Raw genomic sequence first — 12,411 nt, 5'->3', positions numbered from 1 at the left:
TGTACGAACTGACCATATGGTTTGCACTGCCGACCATATGGTCGGTAACGTCGAGGCATGACGACGTGCATGCCCGCTCCGGTCGAGGTACCGGTGATCGCGGAGGCCGGGGCCCGGGAGTGGGCGGCCCTGGCCGCACTCGCCCTGGCGGTGACGCTGCTGGCGGTGGACGCGACCGTGCTGGCGTTGGCGCTGCCCGCGCTCACCGCCGAGCTGGCCCCCAGTTCGACGCAGGTGTTGTGGATCGGCGACGCCTACTCCTTCGCGCTGGCCGGCCTGCTCATCAGCATGGGCACGCTGGCCGACCGGATCGGGCGCAAGCGCCTGCTGCTCATCGGCACCGCCGTCTTCGGTGCCGCCTCGCTGCTGGCCGCTCTGGCGCCGACCGCGGGCTGGCTGATCGCCGCCCGGGCGCTGCTCGGGGTGGCCGGAGCCACCGTCATGCCGTCGACGCTGTCGATCGTGCGCAACATCTTCACCGATCCGAAGCAGCGCACCCGTGCGGTCGCGGTGTGGTCGGCCGGCGCCTCCGGCGGCGCGGCGCTGGGCCCGCTGGTCGGCGGCGTCCTGCTCGAGCACTTCTGGTGGGGGTCGGTCTTCGTCATCAACCTGCCGATCATGCTGCTGGTCCTCGCCGGCGTCGCGCTGGTGGTGCCCGAGTCCCGCAACCCGAACCCGGGACGGTTCGACCTGGCCAGCGCGGCGCTGTCGGTCGCCGCGATCGTGCCGCTGGTGTGGGCGGTCAAACAGGCGGCCAGTACCGGCATCGACGCCGCCGGCCTGCTCGCCGCCGCCGGCAGCATCGTCGCCGCGGTGGTCTTCGTGCGCCGGCAGCGCACCCTGCGGACGCCGCTGGTCGACGTCACGCTCTTCGCCAGCCGGGCCTTCACCGGTACGGTGCTCGCGTCGATGGTCGCCGTGTTCGCCTTCAGCGGCCTGCTGTTCTTCTTCTCGCAGTACCTGCAGCTCGTCCGCGGCTACTCGCCTTTGCAGGCCGGGTTCCGGGAACTTCCGGGCACCGTCGCGTCGATCGCGGTGGTCGTCGTGGCCGTGCGCGTCATCACCCGCCTCGGTGTCGGCAACGCCCTGGGTGCGTCGTTGCTGTTCACCGCGGCCGGTTTCGGCCTGCTCGCCGTGGCCGAAGGGTCTCGGGGGTACCTCGGCCTGGCGCTGGCCCTGGTGGTGATCGGCCTCGGCGTCGGTATCGCGTACACCGCCGCCACCGACGCCATCCTCGGCGCCGTGCCCGGCGAACGGGCCGGGGCCGCCTCGGCGATCTCCGAAATGTCCTACGAACTCGGTGTGGCGCTGGGTATCGCGCTGCTCGGCACCCTGCACACCGTCTTCTACCGCGACCGCCTGCCGGACCTGAGCGGCCTGCCGGACCCGGGCCGCCGGGCCGTCACCGAGTCACTGGCGGCCGGCACGCAGGCCCTGACCGGAGCCGGGCCGCAGGCCCAGATTCTCGCCGGCGCCCGGGACGCTTTCGCGCACAGCATGCAGCTCACGTCGATCATCGCCGCGGTGCTGCTGCTCGTCTCGGCCGTCATCGCCTGGAAGGTCGTACCGTCCAACCGGTGACGCCATCCCGGCCTGAGCGGCCGCGCTCCACCGTCCGTGCCGGCGGTGGAGCGCGGCTCAGCCGTTACGTGGCGTCGGCCCCTCGGTACGGGCCCTTCTCCAGGGTCAGGCCGCCCGGGGCGTCGCCGGCCTTCATGAGGTACGACTCGTACGTCGGCGGCGCGCCCGCGGTGCTGTAGTCCAGCACCGGGGCCAGCCCGCCGGTGTCGACCTTCGCCAGCGACTGCCGGGCCTTCACCAGCCCCGGCCGGGTCAGGTCGTGCGCCGCGCACGCGCGCTCCAGCAGCTGCCGCATGACGTCGGCGCGCGCCCATCCGTACGAGATCTGCAGTGTCGGGTTGGTGCCGGTGAACTTCTTGAGGTACTTGTCCAGGATCGCCTTCGAGGCCGCCTGGTCGAACGGCGAGACCGGCTGGGCGCCGAGGAAGTGGGCCTTCAGGTAGGCGCCGCCGGGCGTCTTCAACGTGCCGGGGGCGAACGTCTGCGTGTTGCCCAGCAACGGGACCTGCATGCCCTGGGCGGACGCCACGGCGGCCGCGGAGGCGAGCGGCCCGCTGCTGGTGGACATGACGATGGCCTTGACGCCCTGGGCCTTCATCGTGGTGATATGGGCGGTCATGTCGGTGTCGGTGGGCTTGATCTTCGCCTCGACCAGCTTGAGGTTGTGCGCGGCGGCGACCTTCTTGGAGCCGATGAGGCCGCTCTCGCCGAGCTCGCCCTCGAAGTAGATGTGGCCGATCGCGTCGCCGGCGGTGAGCTGCTTCTGGTCGAGCAGGTAGTCGAGCAGGTTCACCACCTCGAGGTCGGTGGTCGCGCCGACGACCGTCATGAGCGGGTTCTTCAGCAGGACCGGCGCCCAGCTGGCCGGCAGGGTGACGACGCCGTCCTTCTGGATGTCGGCCGAGAGCGCCGCGTTCATGGGCGAGCCGAGGATCTGTTCGAAGGCCAGGTTCTTGGTCTTCATGCTCGCGTAGAGCGTGACCGAGTTCTGCACGTTGTATCCGTGGTCGCGGACGTCGAGGTCGACCTGGTAGCGGCCGTCGCAGACTCCGCCCGCGGCGTTGCGCTCCTCCCAGTACAACTTCTCGGCATTGGTCAGTTCCGTGGCCAGCGGCGCGAACTGCCCGGTCAGGTCGGTGAGCACGCCGAGGCTGATCCGGTTGCCGGTGACGCCGATGTCGGTCTTGAGGTCACCGGTCGAGCCGGAGCTCGCCTGGTTGGCCTTCCCGCTGCACGCGCTCAGGGCCAGGCTGAGCGTCGCCGCCAGGGCGACCGCCAGCAGGCGGCTGGTGCTGTTCATGAGGACTCCTGGGGGGTGTCTGACGGAAGCGGAGGCGCTTGGTTCCGGTCGCGCGGACGAGCACCACCGCGATGACGGCGATGCCGAACGTGTACCGGGCGGCGTGGCCGGCGGTGATGCCACCGCTGCCCGGCTGGGCGAGGAAGGGCAGGTCGGACGCGTACTCCTGGAGCAGGACGGGCAGTGCGGTGACCACGGCGGCACCGAAGACCGCGCCACCGATGGAGCCGAGCCCGCCGATCACGACCATCACGAGGTACAGCACCGAGACGTCCAGGGCGAAGGACTGGGGCGCGATGCTGCCGATCGCGACGGCGTTGAGGACACCGGCGAGGCCGGCGTACATGGACGAGATCACGAACGCGAGGGCCTTGTAGGACTGGACGTGGATGCCGACCGCCGCGGCCGCCGGCTCGCTGTCGCGCACGAGCACGAGCGCCCGCCCGACCCGACCGGCGACGAGGTTGCGTGCGTACACCGCGGCCAGTACGAGAGTGACGCCGCCGACGTACCAGAGCTTCTCGTACTTGCCGAACGGCACGTCGGCGACGACGATGACGGTGTCGCCGACGAGATCGGGGGTGAGCCGTCCGTTGAACCCGCCCGTGAGCGGCTCCGCGACGTTGAGGACGTGCTCACCGAGGAACACCAGCGCGATGCTGGCGATACCGAGGTAGATGTGGCGCAGCCGGGCGGCGATCGGGGAGAACGCGAGCCCGGCCAGGCCGGCCAGCACCACCCCGGCCAGTGCGGCGACCGGTGCGGGCAGGCCGAGGCCGGCCAGGTCGCCGCCGGCGGGCGCGGCGAGGACGCAGTACGTGACCGCGCCGACGCCGAGGAAGAATCCGTGCGCGAGCGACAGCTGACCGGCCGTGCCGGTGAGCAGCGTCAGCCCGATGGCGCCGACGCCGGCCGCCGCCACCGTGACCCCCAGCTGCAGCCAGAACTCGTCCAGGTAGTACGGCCCGACGAGGACCGCGAGCCCGATGGCCGACCACGCGGCGACGGCGCGGCCGGCGTGCGCGCCCGGCCTAGACACGGGACGCCGCCCGGGTGCCGAAGAGCCCCGCCGGCCGGACCAGCAGGACCACGATCATCACCAGGTACGGCACCACCTGGTCGAAGCCCCGTCCGAGCACGGCCAGCTCGTCCTGGTAGCCGGCCGCGAGCGACTCCGTGACGCCGACGACGAGGCCGCCGACGAGCGCGCCGGTGGTCGAGTCGAGCCCGCCGAGGATGGCGGCGGGGAGCGCCCGCAACGCGATGACGCCGACGGCCGGCGTCAGCCCGGGGGTCGGGGACCCGGCCAGGAAGATCCCGGCGACGGCGGCCAGGGCTCCGGCGAGCAGCCAGCTCACCGTGACGACGCGCCGCAGCCGGACGCCGACCAGTGCCGCGGCTTCCTGGTCCTCGGCCGCCGCCCGCATCGCCGCGCCCCAGTCGGTCAGGCGGAACGCGAGCAGGAACAGCGTGATGATGACGGCGGCGACGCCGAGGGCGATGATGCGGTTGGCCGGTACCGCGACGTCGCCGATCCGAACGGCCGAGCCGCCCCACGGATGGCCGAGCACGATGATGTCCGGCCCCATCCGCCGGTTCAGCTCGGTGGCGAGGAGGATGTCCACCCCGATGGTCATGATGGCGAGCTCGACCGGTGCGGCGTCGCGCATCGGATGGGCGAGCAGCCGCTGTACCAGCAGGGCCCCGGCGGCCGCGGCGAGCACGCCGAGGCCGGCGGCGATCGGGAACCCGAGCGGCTCCCAGGTTCGCGCGGTCACGTAGGCGCCGAGGAGCAGCAGCGAACCGTGCGCGAAGTTCACCACCCCGGCGGCCTTGTACAGCAGCACCAGGCCCAGCGCGACGAGCGCGTAGATCGCGCCGGTGGACAGCCCGGTGACGAGCATCGACAGCAGCTGGGTCATGCCGGGACCCCCAGGTACGCGCGCAGCACGCCGGGGTCGTCCTGGATCTCCGCCGGGGTACCGTCGGCGATGCATCGGCCGAAGTCCAGGACGGTGATCCGGTCGGCCAGGCGCATCACCATCGGCATGTCGTGCTCGACGAGGACGACCGTGACGCCGGCCTCGTCGCGCACCCGGCGGATCAGCTCGGCGACGGTCCCGGTCTCGGTCGCGTTGAGCCCGGCGACCGGCTCGTCGATGAGCATCAGCCGCGGCTCGGCGCACATGGCCCGGGCCAGGTCGACCCGCTTCCGGTCGCCGTAGGACAGGTGCGCCACCGGTCGCGCGAGCAGGCCGGCAAGGCCGAAGCGCTCGGCCACGGCCTCGGCCCGCGCCCGCTCGCGCCGCTCCTCCCGGCGCGCGCCGGGCAGCCGCAACCCGGTGCGCACCGGACCGGCGGTCATGCGTTGATGGCAGCCGAGCAGCAGGCTCTGCAGGACAGTCTGCCGGCTGGACAGAGCCACGTTCTGGAACGACCGGGCGATGCCGAGGCGGGCGATGGCGTGCGGCGGCATGCTGGTCAGGTCGTGACCGTCGAACCGGATGTCGCCCGCCGCCGGCCGGTACAGCCCGGACAGCACGTTGAGCATCGTCGACTTGCCGGCGCCGTTGGGTCCGATGACGGCGTGGATGGTCCCCGCCGCAACGCTCATCCCGACCTCGGCCAGCGCGGCGACCGCGCCGAACCGGACCGTCACGTTCCGGACCACCAGCTGCGGTGCGGACGCCGGCGGCGGTGTCGCCGGCGGCGATGCCGGCGCGGGACCCGGGTCGGCCGCGGTGGTCGCCGCGGAGCCGCCGAGGTAGAGCCGGCGTACCTCGGGGTTCTCGCGGAGCCGTTCGCCCGGGCCGTCGAGCGACACCCGCCCGAGCTCCAGCACGTATGCGTGCTGCGCGATCGTCAGGGCGATGGCCGCGTTCTGCTCGACGAGCAGCACCGCGACCCCGCCGGCGTTGAGCTGTCGTACGGCGGCCATGACGCGCGCGGCGGCCTGCGGGGACAGCCCGAGCGTCGGCTCGTCGAGCAGGAGCAGCCGCGGTACCGCGGCCACGGCCCGTCCGATCGCGAGCATCTGCTGCTCGCCACCGGACAGCAGCAGGCCGCGCTGCCGGCGGCGGTCCGCGAGCTCGGGAAAGGTGTCGTACACGTGCTGGAGGACGCCCCGGTCCCGGCGGCCGCCCGCGGCGGCGGCGGCCAGGCGCAGGTTCTCCTCGACCGTCAGCGTGCCGAAGATCCGCCGGCCCTCCGGGACCTGGACGATGCCGAGCCGGAACGGGCCTTCGGGGCCGCGGCCGGGCAACGGCTTGCCGTCGAAGCGGATGTGCCCGCCGGTGATCCGGCCCTGGTGCCGTCGCAGGTTCTGGCTCACCGCGCGCAGCAGTGTGGTCTTGCCGGCGCCGTTGCTGCCGACGAGCGCGACGATGCCGCGCTCCGGCACGGTCAGGCTGACGCCCCGCAGGGCGGCGATGGTGCCCTGGTACGCGATGCTCAGGTCGCGGATGTCCAGCATGGCAGCCTTTCAGGTCAGCGTGTAGGCGTCGTAGACGACGGCGGAGGGTTCGCGCCGGGCGGTGGCGACGGCGATCGTGCGGGCGAGCCAGGCGTACACCGGGGCGGCCGTCTCGAAGCGCAGGGAGAGCCGGAAGTAGTAGGCGGCCGGGTCGACGGGTTCGCCGGCCGCGAGGCGCTGGAGGATCTCGGGCGGGCCGTGCCGGAAGCCGCGAGTCTGGATGTAGACGAGGGCGCCGTCGCCGGTGCGCAGCATGTACCGCGTGTCGATGACGGCGGTGCCGTCGGGCTGGACGAGCTGCCAGTCGGCGCCTCCGGGCAGGACGGTGCCGGCGAACGCCCGGCCGGTGAACGAGCCGCCGGCGATCGGGAACACCCGCCGCCGGCCCCCGGGCGTCGGGCCGACGTCGAGCCCGGGTGCGAGCTCGACGCGGACGGTGGCCAGCGGTTCGAGATGCACGTCGCCGCCCCTCTCAGGTGCCCAGGACGCGTAGCGCGTTGTGTTTCAGGATCAGGGGACGGACGTCGTCCTTGATGGGCAGCGCGGCGAACTCGGTCAGCCAGCGGTCCGGGCTGATCAGCGGGTAGTCGGTGCCGAAGAGCATCTTGTGCCGCAGGGGGCCGTTGGCGTACGTGACGAGCTGCGGCGGGAAGTACTTGGGGGCCCAGCCGGACAGGTCGATGTACACATTGGCCTTGTGCGTCGCCACCGCGAGGGCCTCGTCCTGCCAGGGGAAGGACGGATGCGCGAGCACGATGGTCAGCTCCGGGAAGTCGGCGGCGACGGCGTCGAGCAGCATCGGGTTGGAGTATCCGAGGCGAATCCCGGCCCCGCCGGGCATCCCGGCGCCGATCCCCGTCTGTCCACTGTGGAACAGTGCCGGTACGCCGAGCTCCGCGATCGTCTCGTACAGCGGGTACGCCATCCGGTCGTCGGGGGTGAACCCCTGCAGGCTCGGATGGAACTTGAACCCGCGGACCCCGTGCTCGGCCACCAGCCGGCGGGCCTGCTCCGGCGCGTCCGCGCCGCGGTGCGGGTCGATGCTGGCGAAGGGTATGAACACGTCCGGATGCCGCGCGGCGGCCGCGGCCACGTGCTCGTTGGGTATGGGCGGGTGCCCGGTCACCGACTCCGAGTCGACGGTGAACAGCACCGCGGCCAGCCGCCGCGAGCGGTACAGTGCGGCGATCTCGTCGATCGCCGGTGCCCGGCCGCCCTCCGTCTTGAAGTACTTCGCCGACGCCGCCATGTGGGCCGGTGGCAGGCTCTGGTGCCCGTCGTCGGCCCGCTCGGCGTGGACGTGGAAGTCGATGGCGTCCACAGTGGCGGGATCGGGGCCGCGGTACCCGTTCATGCGTGGCTCCTCACAGCGTTTCTTCGTGGGACTTCGCGATGAGGAGCCGGACGATCAGCCGGTCCCGGGCCGCCGCGAGATCCGCGTCGGTGCGGTCACCGAGCTCGGCCCGGACGCCGTCGACCAGGGTCGCGGCGAGTTCGGTGGTCAACGCCGGCGTGCCGAGGTCGTCCCACCACCGCACCATCGGCGGCCCGAGGTGTTCGAGGGTGTGGGCCAGTCCGCCGGCGCCGCCGGACAGGTGCTGGTTGACGAACGGCCCGAGCACCGACCAGCGCAGCCCGGGACCGTTCGCGATCGCGGCGTCGATGTCGGCGACGGTGGCGGTGCCCCGTTCGACGAGGGAGTACGCCTCGCGCCACAGCGCCGCCTGCAGACGGTTCGCGACGTGTCCGGCAACCTCGTGCCGCACGTGGATCGGGCGCTTCCCGAGCCACGTGTAGACCTCCAGTGCCCGTGCGACGGCCTCCGGTGCGGTCCGGCGCCCGCCGACCACCTCGACCAGCGGGATGACGTGGACCGGGTGGAACGGGTGGCCGACCAGGACGCGCTCCGGGTGGTGCGTGCATCCGGCCTGCACCGCCGACGGCGGCAGCCCGGACGAGCTGCTGGCGATGATCGCGGCGGCCGGCGCCGCGGCGTCGAGGACGGCGACCAGATCGCGCTTGACCGCCTCGTCCTCCGGGCCGTTCTCCTGCACCAGGTCGGCGTCGCGGACCGCCGTCACCGGGTCGTCCGTCACCCGCAGCAGCTCCAGGTCGGGTTCGTCGCCGGCCCCGAGCAGCCGCATGGTGGGCCAGTTCGCCCGGACCGCGGCACGGAGCCGTTCGGCGCTGCCCGGGGCCGGGTCGTACGCGGTGACCGCAACCCGCCTCGCCAGCAGGGTGGTGACCCAGCCGGTGCCGATGACGCCGGTGCCGATCACCGCCGCCCGGCGCAGCGCTCCGGGGTCCGTCACGGCGCGGCGCTCCCGCGCAGCGACCAGCCCGTGAACTGGTCCAGCGAGGCGGGGTCGAGCAGCGCGCCCCGGCTCGCCACGGCGTCGGGCGCCATGCCGAGCAGGATCCGTTTGACGGGTACCTCGAGCTTCTTCCCGGTCCGGCTGCGCGGTATCGACGTCACGGCGTGGATGGCGTCGGGCACGTGCCGCGGCGACAGGTTCGTGCGCAGTGCCCGGACCAGCCGGTCGCGCAGGGCGTCGCCGACGGTCACACCGTCGTCCGCCACGATGAACAGCAGCAGCTCGCCCGGGCCGCCGTCGGGATCCTCCAGGTGTACCACGAGGCTGTCCACCACCTCGGCGAACTCCTCGACCACGCGGTAGAACTCGGCGGTCCCCAGGCGCACGCCTCCGCGGTTGAGGGTCGCGTCGGAGCGGCCGGTGATCACACAGCTGCCCCGCTCCGTGTACCGGATCCAGTCGCCGTGGCACCACACGCCCGGGTACCGCTCGAAGTACGCGGCCCGGTACAGCGCGTCGCCGGGGTCGTTCCAGAAACCCACCGGCATCGACGGCATGGGCCGGGTGATGACGAGCTCGCCGAGCTCACCGACGATCGTGTTACCGGCCGCGTCGAAGGCCCGGGCGTCGACGCCGAGCAGGTTGCCGGTCATCTCGCCGGCCCACACGGGCTGCATCGGGCTCCCCGCGACGATCCCGGTGCAGAGATCGGTGCCGCCGCTGCCGACGTTGAGCAGCACATCGGGGCCGAGCCGCTCGGTCACCCAGACGAAGCCCTCCAGCGGCAGCGGCGAGCCGGCGACCCCGAGCTGGCGCAGCGCGGAGAGGTCGAACCGCCGCGCCGGCTCGATGCCGTGCTTGCGGCAGGCCATGAGGTAGCCCGGGCTCGCCCCGACCAGCGTCGCCCGGGTCTGCGCGGCGAGCCGCCACTGCTCCTCGAGGTCCGGGTAGAGCGGGTTGCCGTCGATGAGCACGGTGCCGGCGCCCACCAGCAGGCCGGAGACCAGGACGTTCCAGAGCATCCAGGCGGTGGTGGTGAACCACAGCAGACGGTCGCCGGGGCGCAGGTCCCAGCTCAGGCTGAGATTCTTGAGGTGCTCGACGAGGATGCCGCCGTGGCCGTGCACGATGGCCTTGGGCCGGCCGGTGGTGCCGGAGGAGAACAGGACGTACAGCGGGTGGTCGAACGGCACCGGCTCGAAGACGAGCGGTTCGGCGGTGCCGAGGAGCTCGGCCCAGCCGATAGTGCCGGGCAGCGACCCGTTGCCGTACGGGACGTCGACCACGTGGCGCAGGGTCGGCAGCGCGGCCCGGATCGCGGCGACGTCGTCGCGCCGGTCCACCTCGCGGTCGCCGTACCGGTAGGCGGCGACCGCGAGCAGCACGGTCGGCCGGAGTTGCGCGAAGCGGTCCACGACGCTGCGGACGCCGAACTCCGGGGCGCAGCCGGCCCATATCGCGCCGAGGCTCGCCGTGGCCAGCATCGCCACGACCGTCTCGGGAATGTTCGGCAGGTAGGCCACGACCCGGTCGCCGCGGCCGACGCCGAGCCGGCGCAGCCCGGCCCGGGCCCGGCCGACCTGCTCGGCCAGGTCGCCGAAGGTCAGCTCGATCGGGTCGCGGGTCTGCGAGTACGCCAGGATCGCCACCTGGCGGGCGTCGCGCGGCCGGCCCACCGCGTGCTCGGCGTAGTTCAGGGTGGCGCCGGGAAACCAGCGGGCGCCGGGCATCCGGTCGTCCTCCAGCACCGCACGGTACGGCGAATGGGTACGCACGTCGAAGAAGTCCCAGACGGAGCCCCAGAACCCGGACAGGTCCGTCACCGACCAGCGCCACAGCTCGCCGGCGTCGGCGAAGTCGAGGCCGCGCCGGTCGTGCAGCCAGTCCAGGTACCGTCCCAGCTCACTCGTCCGCCGGGCGTCGGGCGGGGCCGCGCGGAGGAGCCGGCCCTCGGCGACCGCGCTCATGCCGCGCCGCCGGCCTTGGGACCGCGGCCGCCGAGGAACGCCTGCATCCGGGTCTTGGCCTCGTCGCTTCCCTGCGCGATCGCGCTCATCAACGCCTCCAGCAGCAGTCCGGCGGCCGGTCCGGCCTCGGCGATGCGCGGCAGTGCCTGCAGCACCGCGAACGTCGTGAGCGGCGCCGCCCCGGCGATCCGCCCGGCCAGGTCGAGCGCGGTGGCGAGCCCCTTGTCGCCCGGTACGAGGTACTGCGTGAGCCCGGCGCGGTGACCCTCCTCCGCGTCGTACACGCGGCCGGTCAGCATGAGGTCCACCATGCGCGCGGTGCCGATGAGCCGCGGCAGGCGGACCGAACCCCCGCCGCCGACGAAGATGCCCCGCTGGCCCTCGGGCAGCGCATAGAAGGCCGACGACTCGGCGACCCGGATGTGGGTGGCGCAGGCCAGCTCGAGCCCGCCGCCGATCACCGCGCCGCGCAGCACCGAGATCACCGGCACCGGCCCGGACTCGATCGCGGCCATCACCCGGTGCCACATCCGCGAGTGCGCGATGCCGGCCACGATATCGGTCCCGGTGAGCTCGGCCAGGTCGAGGCCGGCGCTGAAATGCTCGCCGCTGCCGGTCAGCACGACGGCTCGCACGCCGGCGGGCGGGGCGGTGAAGAACCGCTCGAGCCCCAGCAGCGTGTCGTCGTCTATGGCGTTGCGCTTGTGCGGGCGGGAAAGCGTGAGGACGGCGGTGGCTCCGTCGCATTGCAGGGCGAGGCTCGGCGGTAGGTCCTGAGCGGACATGAGAAAAATGCTAGACACAAACGTCAACTCCAGTCAACAGACTGTCGAAGGTTGGAGATCGCGTAGCCTGTCGGCGTGACCGTCAACGAGCTTGCCGCCGTCACGACCGATCCGGCGGTGGCGCAGGTGACCGCCGCGGTCGTGCTGCGCCCGCAGTCGGTGCTGCTGACCTTCTTCGGCGACTACGCACTCGACGGCGACGTCCTCGTCGCGGCCGGCAGCGTCCTGGACGTCCTCGGTCGCGTGGGCATCGGCGAGCACGCGGCGCGGGCGACGCTGACGCGGATGGTGCGCCGCGATCTGCTGCGCCGCGAGGTTCGGGGCCGGCGCGCATACTTCGGCCCGACCGAACATGGGCGGCGCATCATGCTCGACGGGCGCAGCCGGGTGCAGGACGGCGACATCGTGACCCGGCACTGGGACGGCACCTGGACCGTCGTCGGGTTCTCGATGCCCGAATCCTGGCAGCGCGAACGGCACGACCTGCGCTCGCGTCTGCAGTGGGCGGGCTTCGGCATGGTCCAGGCCGGGCTCTGGGTGGCGCCGCGCCGGGTCGATCTTGCGGTGGTGCTGGAGGACTCGGAGCTGGGCGAGTACGTGCGCGCGTTCGAGGCGGCGCCGGTCGGGCCGACGGAACCGGCGCGGCTGATTGCCGAGGCCTACGACCTGCCGGCGCTCGCGGCCAGGTACACCGACTTCGCCGCGCGCTGGACGCCGTTCGACAGTGACGGCGCGCCGCCGGCGGACCCGGTCAGCCGGCGCGTCGTGCTGACGACGGACTGGCTGCAGACGGTGCGGGACGATCCGCGGCTGCCGCGGGAGTTCCTGCCGGGCGATTGGCCGGCGATCCACGCCGAGATGCTGTTCCGGCGGGTCAACAGCCGGCTGCGGCGGCCGTCCGAACGTGAGATGGGCCGGCGCCTCGACGTGATCCCGGGGCAGGACGCCGGTTGAGCAGGGCCGCACCGCATGGTCCCGGCAGTTCGCCGGG

Annotated in this window: 11 protein-coding genes; 2 read left to right on the top strand and 9 right to left on the bottom strand. The window is 72.9% G+C overall.

What is annotated here, in order from left to right; translation table 11 throughout:
- Positions 1–57 precede the first annotated feature (57 nt).
- A complete protein-coding gene (locus ACPPVO_RS44585) occupies positions 58–1,581 on the top strand; it encodes an MFS transporter (RefSeq protein ID WP_426504601.1) in 1,524 nt (507 codons plus the stop codon).
- Between the two features lie 64 nt (positions 1,582–1,645).
- Here ACPPVO_RS44585 and ACPPVO_RS44580 read toward each other — a convergent pair whose 3' ends face one another.
- From ACPPVO_RS44580 to ACPPVO_RS44540, 9 genes are read right to left on the bottom strand one after another with little or no spacing between them, the layout of a single operon-like run.
- Positions 1,646–2,881: an ABC transporter substrate-binding protein gene (locus ACPPVO_RS44580; protein WP_426504599.1), complete on the bottom strand. Its 1,236-nt coding sequence runs from the start codon at positions 2,879–2,881 to the stop codon at positions 1,646–1,648.
- Positions 2,772–3,920: a branched-chain amino acid ABC transporter permease gene (locus ACPPVO_RS44575; protein WP_426504597.1), complete on the bottom strand. Its 1,149-nt coding sequence runs from the start codon at positions 3,918–3,920 to the stop codon at positions 2,772–2,774. Before ACPPVO_RS44575 ends, ACPPVO_RS44580 begins: the two co-directional genes overlap by 110 nt.
- Positions 3,913–4,803: a branched-chain amino acid ABC transporter permease gene (locus ACPPVO_RS44570; RefSeq protein WP_426504596.1), complete on the bottom strand. Its 891-nt coding sequence runs from the start codon at positions 4,801–4,803 to the stop codon at positions 3,913–3,915. The genes ACPPVO_RS44575 and ACPPVO_RS44570 overlap by 8 nt, the downstream gene beginning before the upstream one ends.
- Entirely contained in the window at positions 4,800–6,353 is a 1,554-nt protein-coding gene (locus ACPPVO_RS44565; RefSeq protein WP_426504595.1) for an ATP-binding cassette domain-containing protein, read from the bottom strand. Before ACPPVO_RS44565 ends, ACPPVO_RS44570 begins: the two co-directional genes overlap by 4 nt.
- Before the next feature lie 9 nt (positions 6,354–6,362).
- Positions 6,363–6,812 carry a DUF3237 domain-containing protein gene (locus tag ACPPVO_RS44560; protein WP_426504593.1) on the bottom strand — a complete coding sequence of 150 codons (450 nt, stop codon included), beginning with the start codon at positions 6,810–6,812 and terminating at the stop codon, positions 6,363–6,365.
- Positions 6,813–6,825: 13 nt separating this feature from the next.
- Positions 6,826–7,707 (bottom strand): amidohydrolase family protein, encoded by an 882-nt coding sequence (locus tag ACPPVO_RS44555; RefSeq protein ID WP_426504591.1) that lies wholly within the window; start codon positions 7,705–7,707, stop codon positions 6,826–6,828.
- A gap of 10 nt (positions 7,708–7,717) precedes the next feature.
- On the bottom strand, positions 7,718–8,665 hold the full coding sequence (locus ACPPVO_RS44550) for a 3-hydroxyacyl-CoA dehydrogenase NAD-binding domain-containing protein (protein ID WP_426504589.1): 948 nt from the start codon (positions 8,663–8,665) through the stop codon (positions 7,718–7,720).
- A complete protein-coding gene (locus ACPPVO_RS44545) occupies positions 8,662–10,635 on the bottom strand; it encodes an acetoacetate--CoA ligase (protein WP_426504587.1) in 1,974 nt (657 codons plus the stop codon). The genes ACPPVO_RS44550 and ACPPVO_RS44545 overlap by 4 nt, the downstream gene beginning before the upstream one ends.
- Positions 10,632–11,420, bottom strand: coding sequence for a crotonase/enoyl-CoA hydratase family protein (locus ACPPVO_RS44540; RefSeq protein WP_426504585.1), 789 nt, complete (start codon positions 11,418–11,420; stop codon positions 10,632–10,634). Before ACPPVO_RS44540 ends, ACPPVO_RS44545 begins: the two co-directional genes overlap by 4 nt.
- A 75-nt stretch (positions 11,421–11,495) precedes the next feature.
- Here ACPPVO_RS44540 and ACPPVO_RS44535 point away from each other — a divergent pair, with 75 nt between their 5' ends.
- A complete protein-coding gene (locus ACPPVO_RS44535; protein ID WP_426504584.1) occupies positions 11,496–12,374 on the top strand; it encodes a PaaX family transcriptional regulator in 879 nt (292 codons plus the stop codon).
- The last annotated feature ends 37 nt before the right edge of the window (positions 12,375–12,411 follow it).

This window comes from Dactylosporangium sp. McL0621 (assembly GCF_049995355.1).
GTDB lineage: Bacteria > Actinomycetota > Actinomycetes > Mycobacteriales > Micromonosporaceae > Dactylosporangium.
This window is presented reverse-complemented; position numbering and strand designations above follow the sequence as displayed.